16 protein-coding genes are annotated in these 17,418 nt (G+C 73.3%); 8 read left to right on the top strand and 8 right to left on the bottom strand.

What is annotated here, in order from left to right:
* Window positions 1-39 precede the first annotated feature (39 nt).
* The gene (locus tag AMR74_RS12975) at window positions 40-351 is read left to right on the top strand and encodes a hypothetical protein (protein WP_053772484.1); all 312 of its coding nucleotides are present in this window, start codon (window positions 40-42) and stop codon (window positions 349-351) included.
* Between the two features lie 49 nt (window positions 352-400).
* On the opposite strand, the gene AMR74_RS12970 is transcribed toward AMR74_RS12975, so the two are convergent.
* The 3 genes from AMR74_RS12970 to AMR74_RS12960 all read right to left on the bottom strand — a co-directional run bounded on the left by AMR74_RS12970 (window position 401) and on the right by AMR74_RS12960 (window position 3,402).
* Window positions 401-778 (bottom strand): group I truncated hemoglobin, encoded by a 378-nt coding sequence (locus AMR74_RS12970; protein ID WP_053772483.1) that lies wholly within the window; start codon window positions 776-778, stop codon window positions 401-403.
* A 72-nt stretch (window positions 779-850) separates the two neighbouring features.
* Window positions 851-2,287 carry an MATE family efflux transporter gene (locus AMR74_RS12965; protein WP_053772482.1) on the bottom strand — a complete coding sequence of 479 codons (1,437 nt, stop codon included), beginning with the start codon at window positions 2,285-2,287 and terminating at the stop codon, window positions 851-853.
* Between the two features lie 29 nt (window positions 2,288-2,316).
* A complete protein-coding gene (locus tag AMR74_RS12960; protein ID WP_053772481.1) occupies window positions 2,317-3,402 on the bottom strand; it encodes an ATP-binding protein in 1,086 nt (361 codons plus the stop codon).
* 129 nt (window positions 3,403-3,531) lie between these two features.
* Here AMR74_RS12960 and AMR74_RS12955 point away from each other — a divergent pair, with 129 nt between their 5' ends.
* Complete coding sequence (locus AMR74_RS12955; RefSeq protein WP_053772480.1) at window positions 3,532-3,939, top strand: gamma-glutamylcyclotransferase family protein; 408 nt, start codon at window positions 3,532-3,534, stop codon at window positions 3,937-3,939.
* A gap of 267 nt (window positions 3,940-4,206) precedes the next feature.
* Complete coding sequence (ilvA, locus tag AMR74_RS12950) at window positions 4,207-5,418, top strand: threonine ammonia-lyase (protein WP_053772479.1); 1,212 nt, start codon at window positions 4,207-4,209, stop codon at window positions 5,416-5,418.
* Between the two features lie 417 nt (window positions 5,419-5,835).
* On the opposite strand, the gene AMR74_RS12945 is transcribed toward ilvA, so the two are convergent.
* The 4 genes from AMR74_RS12945 to folP all read right to left on the bottom strand — a co-directional run bounded on the left by AMR74_RS12945 (window position 5,836) and on the right by folP (window position 12,064).
* On the bottom strand, window positions 5,836-6,906 hold the full coding sequence (locus AMR74_RS12945; RefSeq protein ID WP_053772478.1) for an NAD(P)/FAD-dependent oxidoreductase: 1,071 nt from the start codon (window positions 6,904-6,906) through the stop codon (window positions 5,836-5,838).
* 152 nt (window positions 6,907-7,058) lie between these two features.
* Window positions 7,059-7,793: a class I SAM-dependent methyltransferase gene (locus AMR74_RS12940; RefSeq protein ID WP_053772477.1), complete on the bottom strand. Its 735-nt coding sequence runs from the start codon at window positions 7,791-7,793 to the stop codon at window positions 7,059-7,061.
* Between the two features lie 76 nt (window positions 7,794-7,869).
* Window positions 7,870-9,354 carry a DHH family phosphoesterase gene (locus AMR74_RS12935; protein ID WP_053772476.1) on the bottom strand — a complete coding sequence of 495 codons (1,485 nt, stop codon included), beginning with the start codon at window positions 9,352-9,354 and terminating at the stop codon, window positions 7,870-7,872.
* A gap of 91 nt (window positions 9,355-9,445) precedes the next feature.
* Window positions 9,446-12,064: a dihydropteroate synthase gene (gene folP / locus AMR74_RS12930; protein WP_053772475.1), complete on the bottom strand. Its 2,619-nt coding sequence runs from the start codon at window positions 12,062-12,064 to the stop codon at window positions 9,446-9,448.
* Between the two features lie 110 nt (window positions 12,065-12,174).
* On the opposite strand from folP, the gene AMR74_RS12925 reads away from it, so the two are divergent.
* The 4 genes from AMR74_RS12925 to AMR74_RS12915 all read left to right on the top strand — a co-directional run bounded on the left by AMR74_RS12925 (window position 12,175) and on the right by AMR74_RS12915 (window position 15,487).
* A complete protein-coding gene (locus AMR74_RS12925; RefSeq protein ID WP_082356877.1) occupies window positions 12,175-13,362 on the top strand; it encodes an ABC transporter ATP-binding protein in 1,188 nt (395 codons plus the stop codon).
* On the top strand, window positions 13,359-14,114 hold the full coding sequence (locus AMR74_RS12920; RefSeq protein WP_053772474.1) for an ABC transporter permease: 756 nt from the start codon (window positions 13,359-13,361) through the stop codon (window positions 14,112-14,114). Before AMR74_RS12925 ends, AMR74_RS12920 begins: the two co-directional genes overlap by 4 nt.
* Before the next feature lie 62 nt (window positions 14,115-14,176).
* Window positions 14,177-14,320, top strand: a complete 144-nt coding sequence (locus AMR74_RS18575; RefSeq protein WP_121600285.1) for a DUF7560 family zinc ribbon protein — start codon at window positions 14,177-14,179, stop codon at window positions 14,318-14,320.
* 153 nt (window positions 14,321-14,473) lie between these two features.
* The gene (locus AMR74_RS12915; protein WP_053772473.1) at window positions 14,474-15,487 is read left to right on the top strand and encodes an aldo/keto reductase; all 1,014 of its coding nucleotides are present in this window, start codon (window positions 14,474-14,476) and stop codon (window positions 15,485-15,487) included.
* A gap of 22 nt (window positions 15,488-15,509) precedes the next feature.
* Here AMR74_RS12915 and hisH read toward each other — a convergent pair whose 3' ends face one another.
* Entirely contained in the window at window positions 15,510-16,211 is a 702-nt protein-coding gene (gene hisH, locus AMR74_RS12910) for an imidazole glycerol phosphate synthase subunit HisH (protein ID WP_053772472.1), read from the bottom strand.
* A gap of 129 nt (window positions 16,212-16,340) precedes the next feature.
* On the opposite strand from hisH, the gene phnD reads away from it, so the two are divergent.
* Complete coding sequence (gene phnD, locus AMR74_RS12905) at window positions 16,341-17,402, top strand: phosphate/phosphite/phosphonate ABC transporter substrate-binding protein (protein ID WP_053772471.1); 1,062 nt, start codon at window positions 16,341-16,343, stop codon at window positions 17,400-17,402.
* Window positions 17,403-17,418 lie beyond the last annotated feature (16 nt).

Raw genomic sequence — 17,418 nt, 5'->3', positions numbered from 1 at the left:
CTGACGAGGTTTTTACCCGATGGCGTCCGATCCCGGGGTGTGAGCGTCGTCGTCGCGATCAAGCCGTCCGCGCGCAAGCGGAACGCGAAGGTGGGTCGGCTCGTCTTCGAGGACGGGCCGCGTCACGCCTTCGAGAGCCGCGCGGCCGCCGAGCGGTGGGCGGACGACCTCTCGGCCGGCGACGGCCACGTCTGGGTCGCGAGCGCGCACCCCCGCGACGACGGCGACGCGGACTGCTACCTCGTCTCCCGGGCCACGAACGCGAAGCTGGAGGCGGCGTACGACAAGCGGCGTCGGCGGCTCAGGGGCGACCCGGGCTCCGAGCAGGAGTCGCTCGGCGGCGAGCCCTGATCCGCGGTCCCCGCCCGCGGGCGGGTCGGCGCTACCCCTTCGCTCGCCGCTACTCGTCTCCGCCCGGGCTGCCGACGACGTCGTCCTCGAACCCGGCGACCGCCTCCATCACCGCCTCGCGGTCGGCGTCGTCGACGTCGAAGGCCCGCAGCGCCTCGTCGAGGTGCGTCGCGACGACCTCGAACTCCGCGTCGGTTATCGCCAGCTCCTCGTGGGCGGTCGCCATCTCCTCGCCCTCGTACTGTATCGGCCCGCCGGTGACGGCGCTCAGGAACTTGGTCTGGTGCGAGCGCTGGTCGGCCATGTCCACGTCGTCGAAGTAGTGGTTCACCCGGTTGTCGTCGAGCACCCGGTCGTAGAACTCGTTGACGACCGCGCCGATGGCCGGTTCGCCGCCGAGGCGTTCGTACAGCGTCTCGTTCGACATACGTCGGTGACGGACGCCGGCCGTATCACTGTTCCCCTGCGGAGGCGGGCGCTCATCCCGCGGCGCGGCGCCTCACGGCGAATCGTCCGCGCGCGACCCGTCGCCGGCGGCCGCGTCGGGGTCGGCGCCCGGTCCGGACCCGCGGGCGTCCATCATGTCCGCGGCCCGGCCCGCCCAGCCCGTGTGGCGGAAGCCGGCGGCGACGACGAGCGCCATCCAGGCGTAGGCCGCGGACACCCCGACGTACGCGCCGGTCGGGCCGAGGCCGACGGTGCGGCCGAGCACCCACGAGAGGCCCAAGAACAGTCCGAACATGGCCGAGACGCGCGCGACGAGGGGGATCCGCGTCTCGCTTGCGCCCTGGAGCGAGCCGGAGAGCGCGGAGAAGCAGGCGAGGGCGGCGCCGGCGACGCCGTACACCCGCGCGAAGTCGACCGCGGACGCGACCGTTGCCGCGTCGTCGGTGAATATCGGCACGATCCGCGGCGCGGCGACGACGAGCCCGAGCCCGATCGACCCGACCGTGAGCACGCCGAGCCCCACGACGGCCCACCCGTTGAACCGCGCGGCCTCCGGGTCGCCCTCGCCGAGCGCCTGGCCGACGAGCACCGACGCCGCGACGTTGTAACCGCGCGAGAGCGGGCCGGTCACCTGCTGGTAGACGCGGCGGCCGATCTGGAAGCCGGCGTTGACCGTCTCGCCGAAGCCTAAGAGGAGCGCGTTGAACGGGAACTCCGCGATCTCGGAGCCGAACCCCTCTAAGACGCGGGGCGCGCTCACGACCAGGAGCTGTTTCGCGATCGTGAGGTCGCGCGGCCACGCGAACTCCGCGTCGGTCCACGAGCCCCAGATGGCGAAACAGAGCAGCCCGGCCGTGAGCACGTTGGCGCCCGCGGTCGCGAGGCCGACGCCGAGGACCTCCAGCCGCGGGAGCCCGAACAGTCCGAGCCCGAGGACGACCGATCCCGCGATGTTGACGGAGTTGGCCGCGATGTTGACGTACATCGGCGTGCGGGTGTCGCCGGTCCCCTGGAGCGCGCGGGCGCCGACGAGGGCGACGTGGCGCGCCGGCGCGGTGGCGAACACGATCGCGAGGTACGTCGAGCCGAGGTCGACGACCGCGGGCGAGGTGCGCTCGCCGACGAGCCGGCCGAACACGCCGATCGCGAACTCGCCGAAGAGGAAGCCGAAGAGGACGAACGGGACCCCGGCGAGCGCGCCGAGCAGGATCGCCTGCGTCACCGCCTCGTCGCGGTTCTCCGCCGCGCCCGCGCCGGTGTCCTGCGAGGAGAGCGCGATGGCGCCGCCGCCGAGGCCGAGCCCGATCCGCAGCGGGAACCGGGCGTAGAGGTCGGCGAGGCCGATGGCGACGACGGCGGCCGGCGAGAACAGCGCGGTGACGAGGACGTCCGTCGTCCGCATCGCGGTGCGGAACGTCTGCTCGGCCATGACGGGCCACGCGAGCGAGAACACGCGCCTCCAGACGCGCCGCAGCCGCGGGAAGTCCATCTGTCGTCCGGGACGGTCGCCCGCGGTTTTTACGTGTCGGAGCCGGTCGAGTCGGCCGGTGCGTGCGGGAGCCGTACCGCGAACCGCGCGCCGCCGAGCGGCGACTCGCCGGGGGTGAGGGACCCGCCGTACGCCCCCGCGAGCGTGGCGGCCAGCCGCAGGCCGCTGACGCCGCCGTTCGGGTCCGCCGCCGACGGCTCGTCGGCGAAGAACGACCCGTCACGGATCTCCGGCGGGACCCCCGAGCCGTCGTCCTCGACGACGAGCGCGACCTCGCCTGCGTCGCCGTCGACCCGGACCGAGACGCGGACGGTGACCGCCGGGCCGGCGTGTTCGATCGCGTTCTCGACGAGGTTGTGAACGACCGATCGCACGCCGTCGTTGGCCGCGACGGGCGCCGTCTCCGGGAGGTCGGCCTCGACCGTCACCGACTCGTCGTCCGCCACGCTCGCCAGCACGCCCCGCGTCGTCTCCGCGAGGTCGACGCGGCTGGAGTCCGCGTCGCCGAGGATCGCGTCCGCGACCGCGCTCGTCGCCTCGATGCGGTCGAGGCCCTCGGCGGCCTTCGAGGCCACGGTCGCGGCGTGGTCGGCCCCCTCCCCGTCGCCGTCCAGCAGGTCGGCGTAGCCGCGGATCGTCGAGAGGTCGTTGCGGAGGTCGTGCCGCAGGAGGTGGTTGACGAAGGAGACGGCGCGGACCGCGTCGCGGGCGCGCCGGGCCTCCGCGGCCTGGCGGACGGCGTAGTAGCCCGCGACCGCGCCGCCGAGCCCCCCGACGCCGGCGGCGACGAGCATCGGGAAGGCCGGCTCGACGAGCGGCCGCCCCTCGAAGGCGCGGACGGCGAGCGTCGCGGCGAAGGCGGCGACGGCGAGGACGGTCCCGGTGGCGGTCCACCGCGCGACGCGCCACTCCTCCGCCGGCGAGAGATCTCTGCGGGCGATCCGGCGGCTCGCGACGAGGACCGTCACCGCGATCCCGCCGTCGAGCGCGAACGCCAGCAGCGGCCCCGCGGAGGTCCCGATGGCGCCGATCTCGGTGACGTGGTGGACCGCGGCGGCGGCGAGGAGACCGGCCCCGATCAGAGAGACCGCGTGGTGACCACGCAGCGTCGACATTACGTATCGAACCGAGGAAACGAGTAAAACAGTTGTGGATCGCCGAGCGGCGGAGCGCCGTGCGAGGAATCGACGCCGCGGCGGGAGACTCGTCCGAACGTTGAAACCCGCGAGCGACCCACGGGCCTCATGGACGTCTTCGTGTACGGGACGCTGACCGAACCGGAGCGGGTCGCCGAGGTCGTCGACTCGTTCGTCTTCGTCGGACCGGCGACCCTCGACGGCCTCCGGCTCGTGGAGGGGCGGTACCCGACGCTCGCGCCGGGCGGCGAGACCGCCGGGCGGCTCCTCCGGACGGAGGCGGTCGACGCGCTCGACGCGTACGAGGACGTGGACGGCGGCCTGTACGTCCGCGAGGCCGTGCCGCTCGACGCCCCGGACGACTACCCGGACACCGCCGCGGTGTACGTCGGCGACCCCGACCGCCTCGACGCGGACGCGACGTGGCCCGGGACCGGACCGTTTCCGGACCGGGTGCGGACGGTGCTCGGCGACCGCGACGTGCGGGTGCGGCTGACCCCCCGAGATCCCGTCTGACGGGCGGATGACGGCGCCGCAGTCGTGCGGTTTCACTTTCGCTCTGGTAGCCTCACCTTTTTGTATTCTCGTCGCCTCGTTTCACTCGCACGTCACACGCGTGCATTCCCCCCTTTACCACCGCGAGCGACCGCGCCGTCGACCCGCACCCGCGGGCCGGATCGGCGGCGTCGGCCCGCGCGGCGACCGCGACGCGGCGGTCGCGCGCCGCGTGCCCCGTCGCGTCCGACCGGAACCGATTAGCGGTCGGCGCGGCGACGGGGTGGCATGCTCAGTCTCGCCGACATCCGGGAGGCGCGCGAGCGCGTCTCGGACGTCGCCCGGCACACGCCCCTCGAACGGTCGCGGTCCTTCTCGGAGATGAGCGGCGCCGACCTCCACCTCAAGCTGGAGAACTTCCAGCGGACCGGCGCGTTCAAGATCCGCGGCGCGATGAACCGGATCCGGACCCTCTCGGCGGCGGAGCGGGAGGCCGGCGTCGTCACCGCGAGCGCCGGCAACCACGCGCAGGGCGTGGCGCTGGCGGCCAGCCGCGCGGGCGTCGACGCCACCGTCGTGATGCCGAAGTTCGCGCCCGTCTCGAAGGTGAAGGCGACCCGCGGATACGGCGCGAGCGTCCGCTTGGAGGGCGTCGACTACGACGAGGCGCAGGCGTACGCCCATCAGTTGGAGCGCGATGAGGGGCGCACCTACGTCCACGCGTTCGACGACCCCGTCGTGATGGCCGGCCAGGGGACGCTCGGCCTGGAGATCGTCGACGACTGCCCCGGCCTGGACACCGTCGTCGTCCCGATCGGGGGCGGCGGCCTGATCTCCGGGGTCGCGGTCGCGATCAAAGAGCAGGTCCCCGACGTGCGGGTCGTCGGCGTTCAGGCGGAGGGCGCCGCCTCGGCCGCGAAGTCGCTCGAAGCGGGCGAGGTCGCGGAGATCGACAGCGTCGACACGATCGCCGACGGGATCGCGACGCGGTCGATCGGCGAGGAGACCCTGGCGGTCATGGAGGAGTACGTCGACGAGGTCGTCACCGTCGACGACCGCGAGATCGCCTTGGCCCTCACGCTGCTCTTGGAGCGCGCGAAGACGCTCGTCGAGGGCGCGGGCGCGGTCGCGCTCGCCGCCGTCCTCTCGGACGCCTTCGAGTACGACGACGGGGAGACGGTCGTCGCCGCGCTCTGCGGCGGCAACATCGACCTCAACCGCCTCGGGACCGTGGTCCGGCGCGGCCTCGTCCAGATGGGCCGGTACCTCAAGATCACGATCGACCTGAAGGACCGGCCCGGCGAGCTGGAGCGGGTCTCCAGCATCGTCGCGCGCACCGGCGCGAACGTGTACGCGGTCCACCACGACCGCACCTCCCGCGACGTGGCCGTCAACGCCGCCGAGCTCGAACTCGAATTAGAGACCGACGACGCCGAACACGCCGCCGACATCGTCGACGCGCTCGAAGCCGAGGGGTACGACGTGGAGATCCTGTCCTGAACGAGCGGCGACTTTTCATAAGCGGAACGGCGGTGGCGCGTGCCGGTGAGCGGCCGACAGGCCGCGAACCGCACGCGCGAGGGACGCGGTGAGTGAGGGGCGACCGCAGGGAGCCCCGAACGAGCCGCGAGGCTGGGGAGGCGTGAGGTGCTGTGCGGTCGCTGTCGGGTGGGACTCAAAGGGGCAGCCGTGAGGACGAAGCCCGGCGCAGTAAGCACCGCAGCGAAGGAGCAAAGCGACTGAGCGAGGAGCACAGCAAGCCGCGCGAGTCCTCACGGCTGGGGCTTTGAAGCCGTTCGCCGTCGATTCACAGCCGGTTATTTATAAATGAACGGTCGACCCGAGGTCTATCAGTCGTCGGACCCCGAAAGCGAGACCCAACGGTGATACATAAGAAACCGCGGAACTACGCGATTATCAGTCGTCCGCGGCCGCGGCGTCGACCTCGCCCTCGTACAGCTCGCCGGCGCGCTCGCGGTCCGAGAGGTACTCGTCGGCGTCGAGCGCGGCCTTCACGCCCATGCCGCTCGCGGTGGCCGCCTGCTGGTAGTGGAAGTCGACCACGTCGCCGGCGCCGAACAGCCCCTCGACGCCGGTCCGGGTCTGCCCGCCGCCGCGGCCGCCCTCGGTGATCAGGTAGCCGTCGTCGTCGGTCTCGATGCCGGTCCCCTCCAGGAAGTCCGTGTTCGGCGTGTGACCGATGGCGTAGAAGACGGCGCCCACGTCGAAGTCGTACTCGTCGACCTCGTCGGCGGTCGCGGGGTCGTCGAGCTTCTCCTTCGGGTGGCCGTCGGGATGCTCGACGAGCGTCACGTGATCGATGCCGTCCTCGGGGGTGCCGTGGATCTCGGTGAGCTCGGTGTTGAGGAGGAGCTCGATGTCGCCCTCCTCGACGGCGTCCATCGTGCGCTCGATCCACACGTCCTCGGCGCGGAACTCCTCGCGCCGGTGGGCGACGTACACCGTGTCCGCGAACTTCGTCAGGAAGTTCGCCTCCTCCATCGCGGCGTCGCCGCCGCCGACGACGAGCATGTCCTCGCCGCGGAAGAACGCGCCGTCGCAGGTCGCGCACGTGGAGAGCCCGTATCCCATCAGCTCCTCCTCACCGGGGACGCCGAGCGTCCGGGCGCTGGCGCCCGACGCGGCGATGACGGCGTCGGCGGTGTAGGCGTCGCCGTCGGTGAGCGCGACGCGGAAGTGCCCCGCGGGCTCCTTCGAGACGTCCTCGATGACGCCGTTGCGGGCCTCCGCGCCGAACTTCTCGGCCTGTTCTTTCATGTCGTTGATCAGGCCGGGCCCGGAGACGCCCTCGGGGAACCCGGGGTAGTTCTCCACGTCGGTCGTCAGCGTGAGCTGGCCGCCCGGCTCGTCGCCCTCGATGAGCAGCGGGTCGTTGTTCGACCGGGCGGCGTAGATCGCCGCCGAGAGCCCCGAGATACCGGTGCCGGCGATGATGAGTCGACGGTGTTCGACGATGTCGTCGGTCATGTAATCCGGTTCGCCGGCGCGCCGTATGTACGTTGCGACCGTTGCGCGATTCCCGCACGACCGCGCCACCGCACCGCGACGACCGCGCCACCGCACCGCGACGACCGCGCCACCGCACCGCGACGACCGCGCCACCGTACCGCGACTCACACCTACCGCACCGCGACGAACACGCTCCGGTCGTCGTCGGGGCCGTAGCCGTCGACGGTATCGACCTCGTCGAACCCGGCCGCGGCGAGCGCGTCGGCGATCCGCTCGTCGGCGAACGGCGTCATCCGACGGGCGTCGACGAAGGGGTCGCCGTCGGGCGTGAACGTCACCGCGCGCCAGTCGAGGCGGCCGTCGCCGGTCGCGACGTGGTGCGCGACGCGGACGTACTCGACCGCCCCGTCCGCGTCGCGGCCCACGTCGAGCCCGGGGCGGTTCCCTTCGGGCGGCAGCGGGGAGTTGTCGAAGACGAGGACGCCGCCCGGCCGCAGGCGGTCGCGGAGCGCGGCCAGCGCGGGGTCGAGGTCCGCGGGCGCGAGGTGGTTCACGACGCCGCGGATCGCGACGGCCGCGTCGAACGGGCCGGCGCCGCCGAGGTCCGGGTCGGGAATTCCCGTCCGGCGGAACTCGGCGGTGCCGTCGCCGTCGAGGTCGGCGCACTTCTCGCGCGCGACGCCGAGCATCCCCTCGTGGACGTCTATCGCGGTCACGTCGAGCCCGCCGGCGGCGAGCCGGCGCGTGTGCTCGCCGGTGCCGCAGCCGACCTCCAGCAGGCGGTGGGGGTCGACACCGCGGTCGGCGAGCGTGCCGCGGACGAAGGCGACGTCGCGGTCGTAGTCCCACTCGGACTGGATCGCGTCGTACAGCCGCGGGCGCTCGTCGTAGAGACCGTCGGGCATGTCGGGCGCGTCGCGGGCCGGCGCCGAATGCGTTACGGCGCCGTGCGACGCCGTCCCATTCGTCGGTCCCGTGCGGTCAATCGGTCGGGAACTCGGGCGGGAGCCCGGTGGGCTGCGTCGGCGCGTCGTCGAGCGCCTCGAAGAACCGGCCGGCGACGAACGCCTCGACGACGTCCGCCAGCGACTCCGACTCCGAGACCTCGCTCAGGATGCCGAGGGGGACCTGCGCGCCGGCCATCGCCGCGTGGCCCCCGGCGGAGCCGACGGGGTCGAGCGCGTCGCGCAGCAGCTCGCCCGCGTCGAGGTCAGCGCCGCGGGCGCGGGCGGAGCCGTAGATAACTCCCTCCGTGTATCCGTAGACGAACGTCACCGTCACGCCCTCCAGGTCGAGGAGCCGCTCGGCGGCCTGCGCGAGCGCGTCGCGGTCGGCGATCTCGCCGACGCAGGAGGCCGCCACCGACCCCCGCACGTCGCGGTTCTCGATGGCGGCCGCGAGGACGCGCAGCGTCTCCGGGCTCACGCTCGGGCTCTCGACGCGTTCGAGCGTCGACTCGTCGGCGTGCGCGAGCAGCGCGGCCGCCGCCTCGAAGTCGTCGGTGGCGGTCGCGCGCGTGAAGTCCTTCGTGTCGATCCGGATGCCGTAGAGGAGCGCCGTGGCGAGGTCCCGCTCCGGCGCGATCCCGTACCGCGAGAGGTACTCCGAGATGAGCGTGCTCGTCGCGCCGACCCCGGGACGGATGTCGACGAACGACCCCGCGACCGGCCCCCGCGGCGGGTGGTGGTCGACGACGACGTCGACCGGGTGGCCCTCGGGGAGGCTGTCGTTGATCCCCGAGCGGGAGTGGTCGACCAAGGCGACGCCCCCGTACGCGTCGAGGTCGATCTCGTCGAACGACCGGAGCCGGATGTCGAGGAGGTTCACCATCGCGCGGTTCTCCTGGTGAGCGATCTCGCCGCCGTAACAGGCGTCGGCCTCGACGCCGATCGACGCCGCGATCCGCGCCAGTCCCAGCGCGCTCGCGATGGCGTCGGGGTCGGGGTTGTCGTGGGCGACGACGAGCAGCGGCCCCGAGAGCCCCCGGAGCGCCGCGAGCAGCCGGGCCGGCTTCTCGGCGCCGTCGGCGGCGGCGAACTCCGCGGTCGGGTCGGGGGCGTCGTCGAGGCCGACCGCCGCGAAGACGCGGTCGGCGACCGCCTCGACCGGGTCAACAACGCGGTCGGCGACCGCCTCGACCGCCGCGCGCTGCTCGTCCGTCGGCGCCGCCCCGAGGTGCGCGACGATCAGCGCCTCCGGGTACCGCTCCCGGGCGGCGCGCGCGGCGGCGACGTTCCGCTCGGCGTCGTCGCTCGCGATCAGCACGACGCCGGCGCTGTCGGGGTAGGTCCCGGGGTCGGTCGGGTCGGCCTCGACGGTGGCGACGTTGCGGTCGCGCAGCGTCGACACCCAGCCGGTGTCGTCGGTGATCGCCACCAGGTCGTCGCGCCCGCCGCGCCCGTCGCGGGCGTGTTCGACGAGCGCGTTCCCGACCGCGCTACAGCCGAGCAGCAGGCGCCGGGTCATAGGGACGCGACGGGACCGCGAGGCAAAACGCTGCCGTCGGCGCGGCGGGAGCGACCGTCGGCGTCGCGCCCGACCGCGCGCCGGTCCCGGGTCACTCCCCGTCCTCCGCGGGGTCGCCCCCGCCACGGAGCGCCCCGTTCACCGCGGCGGCGACGTCGACCGCGGCGCGGTTCTCGGCCACGTCGTGGACCCGGACGATGTCGGCGCCGCGGTCGGCGGCGAGCGCGGTGCCGGCGACCGTCGCGTGCTCGCGGTCGTCGGCGTCGCGCCCGACCGCGCCGTACAGCGACTTGTGCGAGTGGCCGACGAGGACGGGGCAGCCGAGCGCCGCGAACTCCCCGCAGCGGGCGAGCAGTTCGAAGTCCTCCGCCGGCGACTTCCCGAAGCCGAGCCCGGGGTCGACGATGACGCGGTCGCGGTCGATGCCGGCCGTGTCCGCCAGCGCCAGCCGCTCGCGTAAGGCGTCGACGACCTCGCCGACCACGTCGTCGTACTCGGGGTCGGCGTCCGGGTCGACCGGCGCGTCGAGGCTGTGCATCACGATCACCGGGCAGTCGGCGTCGGCGACGACCGAGCGCATCTCGGGGTCCTCCAGCCCGGTCACGTCGTTGATGACGTCCGCGCCCGCGTCGAGCGCCGCCTCGGCGACCGCGGGCTTGCGCGTGTCGACCGAGACCAGCACCTCGCCGGACCCGACCGCGGGCACCGACTGGATCGCCTCGATCGTCGGCACGACGCGCTCTATCTCCTCCTCGACGGGGACCGGCTCCGCGCCCGGGCGGGTCGACTCTCCGCCGACGTCGACGACGTCGACCCCGGCGTCGACCATCCGCTCGACGCCCGCGACCGCGTCGTCGAGGTCCGCGTGGCGCCCGCCGTCGTGGAACGAGTCCGGCGTGACGTTGAGCACGCCCATCACCGCGGTGCGGTCGGTCCACGGGTAGTCGGGGGATTCGGGGTCGGCCGCGTCGCCCTCGCCCTCCGTTCCGCCGGGTCCGCATGCGTCGATCCCGGCCGCCGCCGCGAGGTCGGCCGCCACGCCGCCGAGCCCGCCCCCGTCGGCCGCGTCGAGGCGGTCGACGAGCGCGCGCAACTCCGCGACCGTGCCCGCGACGGTGACGGGGATCTGCTCGCCGGCGGCCCCGCGGTCCTCGTCCGCCCCGAGCCCCCCGAGCGCGGCGCCGCCGCCGACCGCTCGGGCCTCGCTGGCGACGCGCTCGGCCCGGTCGCCGCGCAGCCGGAGCGTGAAGACGCGGTGGTCGACGCCGTCCCGGTGGGCCGCGACGCCCTCGGGCGGGACGCCGGCCGCGTCGAGGGCGTGCGCCGCGTCGTCGGGCCCCCGGACCGTCCGCTCGCGGACGGTCCGGACGGTCGCCGCCCGGGCCTCGGCGACCGCGAACAGCGAGCCGACGAGCAGTACGCAGTCGCCGTCGGCGGCGCGGTCAGTCGCGGTCGCGAGCGCGTCCGCCACGTCGTCGCCGGCCGTCACCTCGTCGACGCCCGCCGACCGGAGCGCGGCCGCGAGCACGGCGGGGTCCTCGGCGCGGTCGATGGCGGGGCGGCAGGTGACCGCCGTCGCCGCGTCCGGGAGCCCGGCCGCCGTCTCGGCGTGGTCCTTGTCGTGCATCGCGGCGTACACGAGGTGGAGGTCGTCGTAGTCGTACTCGTCGAGCGTCGCGGCGAGCGTCCGGGCGGCGGCGGGGTTGTGCGCGCCGTCGAGGACGGTCAGCGGCGCCGTGTCGACCACCTCGAACCGCCCCGGCCACGTCGCCCGCGCGAGCCCGTCGCGCACGGCGCGGTCGGGGAGGTCGGTCCCCAGCGCCGCCGCGGTCCGGTCCGCGAGCGCGACGGCGACCGCCGCGTTCGCGGCCTGATGACGCCCGACGAGCGGGATCCGGTAGGTCCCCTCTCGCTCGCCGGCGAGCGAGACCGCGGCGTCTGTGGCGCTGACGCGGCCCTCGTAGGTCGCGGCGAGCGCGGGCGAGTCGTCGGTCTCGTCCCCGGGGTCACCCTCGTCGGCCGAGCCCGCGTCGTCGGCGTCGCCGTCGCCGGTCACCCGCGTCACCGGCGCGCCGGCCTCGCCGGCGACCTCGCGGACCACGTCCAGGGCCTCGCCCTCGCAGGCGGTGACGAACGGCGCGTCGGGGCGGGCGATCCGGGCCTTCGTGCGGGCGATCTCCCCGATCGTGTCGCCGAGCACGTCGGTGTGTTCGAGGGAGACGTTCGTGACGGCGGTCGCGACGGGGTCGACCGCGCTCGTCGCGTCGTACTCGCCGCCGAGGCCGACCTCCAAGACCGCCACGTCGACCTCGCGGCGCGCGAACTCCCGCACCGCCATCGCCGTCACGACCTCGAAGAAGGTGAGCGGCTCGCCGGCGGCCGCGCGGTCGACCAGCCACGGGCGCACCTCCGCGACGAAGTCGGCGATCGCCGACTCGGTCATCCGCCGGCCGTCGACCCGGACGCGCTCGGCGAGCGCGGAGAGGTGCGGCGAGGTGTAGAGGCCCACCGACAGCCCCGCCTCTCGGAGGACCGACTCCGTCAACCGCGCCGCGCTGCCCTTCCCGTTCGAGCCGGCGATCTGGACGAACGGGACCTCCTCGTGCGGGTCCCCGAGGTGCGCGAGCAGCGCCTCCACCCGCTCCGTCCCGGGCTTGACCGAGAAGCGGCGGAGGTCGAAGAGGAACGCCGCCGCCTCGTGGTAGTACATACGCCGTAGGTCGGGAGCGCGTCGCTTAGGCGTGACGGACCTGACCGAGCCCCGGCGACCGCGTCGGCCGAAAAGCAACCCTTACGCGCGCGGCGGCCGGACTCGGTCGCATGGACGAGACAGCGACCGTCGACGCGGGCGGGAGCGGGACCGCCGGGGCGGACGCGGGGAACTCGAACGCGCCCGCCGGCGACCCCGTCGTCGTCGGCGAGGGGGTCCGGAAGGCGTACGGCGAGGTCGACGCGCTCGACGGGGTCGACCTCGACGTGGCCGCCGGCGAGGTGTTCGGGCTCATCGGCCCCAACGGCGCCGGGAAGACGACGCTGGTGCGCGCGCTCACCGGGACGACCGAGGCCGAGGGCGACCTCCGCGTGTTCGGCGCGCCGCCTCGCGAGGTCGACCCCGCCCGAGTCGGGCTGCTCCCGCAGTCGTTCGACCCGCCCGCGCGGCTCACGGCCCGCGAGCTGGTCGACTACTACGGCGGCCTCTACGACGCGGCCCGCGACACCGAGGCGGTCCTCGAGGACGTGGGGATGGCCGACGACGCCGACGCCTGGTACGAGACGCTCTCGGGCGGGCAGAAGCGCCGCACCTGCGTCGCGACCGCGGTCGTCAACGACCCGGACCTCCTCTTCCTCGACGAGCCGACGACGGGGATCGACCCCGCCGGTCGCCGGGCGATCCACCGGCTGATCGAGCGGCTCGCGGCCGGCGGGACGACCGTCTTCCTCACGAGCCACGCGATGGACGAGGTCGAGCGGCTCGCCGACCGCGTGGCCATGCTCCGCGACGGGCGGGTCGTCGCGAGCGGGGCGCCGGACCGGCTGGTCGCGGAACACGGCGGCGCGCCGCGGCTCGACGCCGCGACCGCGGGGCCGGCGACCGACGAGACCGTCGCGGCGGTCGCGGCCGGCGTCCGCGAGCGACTCGGCGATGACCCCACCGTCGAGGCGACAGACGGGGGGATCCGGGTGCGCGGCGTGCGGCCCGAGGCGATCGGCGCGGCCGTCGACGCGCTCGACGGCGCCGGGGTCGCCTTCGACTCGCTGTCGTGGTCGGAGCCGTCGCTGGAAGACGTGTACCTGCGGCTGACCGGCGAGGAGTACGCGCGGCGGGGAGCCGATGGGGGACCGACCGTGGCGGTCGGCGACGGGCGTCGCGCAGCAGACGACGCGGCGTCCGACGGGGGCCGCGCAGCAGACGACGCGGCGTCCGACGGGGGCCGCGCAGCAGACGACGCGGCGCCCGACGGGCGTCGCGCAGCAGACGACGCGGCGCCCGACGGGGGCGAGCGATGACCCGGCTCGGGCGGATCGGGACCGAGGCGGTCGCGGCGGCGCGGTCGTTCACCCGGCGCCGGACCGCGGTGTTCTTCACCTTCTTCTTTCCGGTCATCCTCGTCGTCATCTTCGGCGCGCTGGTGCGGACGCAGCCGACCGGCGGCGGCCTCTTCGCCGAGCCGGCGGGCTACTACATTCCCGGCTACCTCGCGGTCGTCGTCCTGTTCACGCCGCTGTCGCGGGTCGGCTCCGAGATCGCGCGCCACCGCGACGGCGGGCGGTTCGAGAAGCTGGCGACCACGCCCCTCTCCCGCGCCGAGTGGCTCGTCGCGCACACGCTCGTCAACGTCGGCATCATCGGCGCCGCGAGCCTGCTCATCCTCGGCCTCGTGGTTGCGGTGACCGACGCGACGCTCGTGGTCTCGCCGTCGCTGGCCGCCCTGCCGGTCTTCGTCGCGGTCGCGGTCGCGCTCTTCTGCGGGCTCGGCGCCGTCCTCGGCGCGCTCGCCGACTCGCAGGACGGCGTGATCGCCGCGAGCAACACGGTCGCGCTTCCCCTGCTCTTCCTCTCCGAGACGTTCGTCACCCCCTCGCTCCTGCCGGAGTGGTTCCTGCCCGCGGTCGCCGCCTCGCCGCTGACGTACTTCGCGCGCGGGGCTCGGGCGATCACCTTCACCGGCGGTCGGTGGGCCGGCGACCTCCTCGTGTTGACCGCGCTCGCGGCGGTCTTCCTCGCTGTCGGCGCGTACGCGGTACCGCGGACGGAGTGAGCCGGTCGGAACCGTCCATTTATGTCCGCAGACCGCATCCGGGGGGAACGAGAGGGTAAGCGTTGACCACCGTTCACTTCACCTGTCCGGACTGCGAGCAGACCATCGAGGTCAACGACGCGATGCGGGAGACCATCCTCGACGCCGGCTGTCCGGTGTGTACCGCAGCCGCGGCGGAGGAGGACTTCGCCGTGACGTGCGAGTGACCGCCGCGATCCGGTGGCGTCGGTTCGACGCCGGGCCCCGTCGGAAACCAGAGCGACGCTCCCGCCGCCGTCCCGCCCCCGCGGCCGCCACGCGTTCGCACATCGCATCCGGTTGCTGAGCCTTTTTGCGTCGACCGCGACAACCGTTCGGCGATGACGCCCGAACTCGACGAGATCGATCTGGGAACCGTGCCGCTGGGTCGGACCGGCCTGCGGACGAGCGAGCTCCAGTTCGGCACGTGGCGGTTCGGCCGCGTGACCGAGGCGGGGAACGTTGAGATCGACGAGGAGCGCGCCCACGAGCTGCTCGACGCCTACGAGACCGCCGGCGGGCGGTACATCGACACCGCCGACGTGTACGGCGGCGGCGACTGCGAGCGCTGGATCGGCGACTGGCTCGCCGAGCGCGACCGCGAGCGCTACACCGTCGCCTCGAAGGTGTACTGGCAGATCCGCGACGGCGACCCGAACAGCCGCGGGACGAACCGCAAGAACGTGCGCCACCGCGTCGACGCCCTGCTCGACCGGCTCGGCACCGACTACGTCGACGTCCTCTACATCCACCGCTGGGACGACGAGACCCCGGCCCGCGAGCTGATGAAGACGCTGAACGGGCTCGTCGAGTCCGGGAAGGTCCACTACCTCGGCGCCTCGACGCTCTGCCCGAACGCCTGGAAGGTCGCCCGCGCCAACGAGATCGCCCGCAGCGAGGGTTGGGAGCCGTTCACGGTGCTCCAACCGCGCTACAACCTCGTCGACCGCGAGATCGAGGGGGAGTACCTGGAGTTCGCGCGCCAGCGGAACCTCGCCGTCTCCCCGTGGAGCCCGCTCGGACAGGGCTTCCTGACCGGGAAGTACGACCGCGACGCCGACCTGCCCGGCGACTCGAAGGCGGCGGAGTCGAGCCGGTTCCAGGAGGCGTACCTCACCGAGGCGAACTTCGACGTCCACGACGAGTTAGACGCCGTGGCCGAGGAAGTCGGCGCCTCGCCCGCGCAGACCGCGCTCGCGTGGCTCTCGCACCGCGACGGCGTCACGGCCCCGATCGTCGGCGCCCGGACCGTCGACCAGCTGCGAGAGAACCTCGCGGCCGCGACGATCGACCTCTCGGACGAGCAAGTCGACCGCCTGACTGCGGCCAAGCCCGGCCCGTACGACGAGCTCTAAGCGGAGCGGACGCGGTCGCCGACTACCGTTCCGCGCAGTAGTCGACGAAGTTCCGCAGGATCGTCAGTCCCGTCTCGCCGCTCTTCTCGGGGTGGAACTGCGTGCCGAACACGTTGCCCGCGTCGTTGGCGACGACCGCCGGGAAGTCGACCCCGTAGTCGGCGGTGGCGACGACCGCGTCGGCGTCGTCCGGCGCGGCGTAGTAGGAGTGGACGAAGTAGGCGTGCTCGCCGTCGACGGACCCGCCGGCGGACTCGGCCGCCCCCGACTCCTCCGCCCCGTCGACGCCGTCGACGATCGGGTGGTCGCGCTCGACTTCGAGCTCGTTCCAGCCCATGTGCGGCACCTTCCGGTCGACCTCGAAGCGGACGTTGGTGCCGGGGATCAGGTCGAGCCCCGTCACCTCGCCTTCGCCCGCGTGGTCGGCCTCCTCGCTCGTCGTGAGGAGCATCTGCATCCCGAGGCAGATCCCGAAGAGGGGGCGCCCCGCCTCGGCGTGGTCGGTCAGCGCCTCGCGCAGCGGCCCGGCGTTCTCCATCCCTTCACGGAACGCGCCGACGCCGGGGAGGACGACGCCGTCGGCGGCCGCGAACGCCTCGGGGTCGTCGGTGATCTCGACGGACGCGCCCGCGCGCTCCAGCCCGCGGGTCGCGGACCGGAGGTTCCCGAGCCCGTAGTCCACGAGCGCGACGGACACCTCGGCGCCCGTTGGTGATTCGTCCATGGTTTCGGTTCGCGACCGCGGTGGAAGTCAGTTTCCATCCGGGAACTGTTACATAGCGGTATAGAGTCGTGTGTATATGTCAACAGCAACACTTTTGAAACGCCAGTAGAAGCATCAAATGGACACCTCATGGCGCAACGACGCAAATTCCTCAAGATCGCGGGTGCGGCAAGTATCGTTGGACTCGCAGGCTGTAGCGGCGGCGGCGACGGGTCCGACGGCGGTGACGGATCCGACGGGTCCGACGGCGGCGACGGGTCCGACGGCGGCGACGGGTCTGACGGCTCTGACGGCGGCGACTCGCAGATGTCGTTCGGCGGCGACGGGAAGGTCGACTTTGGCATCTCGCCGTCGGTCCCGCAGGAGGACCTTGAGGTGCAGTACTCCCCGCTGCTCGACCACGTGGGCAGCTATCTGAAGGAGAACTACGAGGTCCCCGACGGCCTCTCGGTCGAGGGGAACGTCGGCAGTAACTACAGCGCGATCATCCAGTCGCTCGGCCAGGGCACGACCGACGTCGCGGAGACAGGGCCGTTCGCGGCCGCCCTCGGCGTGAAGACCGGGAACGCGGAGATCATCCTCCAGCGGTTCGGCTACGGCGGCTGGACGTACAAGAGCATCATCGCGACGCCGAACGACAGCGACATCACGGAGCTGTCGGACCTGTCCGGCAAGACCGTCGCCTTCTCCGACCGGCTGTCGACCAGCGGTGCGCTGTACCCGCTGTACAGCATGTCGAGCCAGGGCGACCTCGACATCGGCGAGCTCCCCGAGGGCGACGGCTCGCAGGCCGAGTTCGACGCCCGCTTCGCCGGGGGCCACGTCGGCTCGTACACCCTGCTCGAACAGGGCCAGGTCGACGCCGCCGCGATGGGCGGCTTCGTCCGCGACACCGGCACCGGCCCCGCGCCGGAGGAGTGGCAGGAGGTCGCCACCACGCTCCACGAGGACGAGGGGCTGCCGCGCGCGCCGATGGTGGTGTCGCCCGAACTGAGCGACGACGTGAAGTCCGCCATTCGGGAGTCGTTCCTCGAGGCGCCGGACAGCATCTACTACGGCGCCGACGGCGAGTCCGACACCGACGACGACCTCTGGTTCAGCAAGGTCCGCGAGGCGAGCCAGGAGGACTACCAGTCCGTCATCGACGTCGCCAACGAGCTCGGCGTCGGCACCGACATCTTCGACCAGTAAGGCCCCGTCTCCAACT

The organism is Halorubrum tropicale (assembly GCF_001280455.1).
Classification (GTDB): Archaea; Halobacteriota; Halobacteria; order Halobacteriales; family Haloferacaceae; genus Halorubrum; species Halorubrum tropicale.
This window is presented reverse-complemented; position numbering and strand designations above follow the sequence as displayed.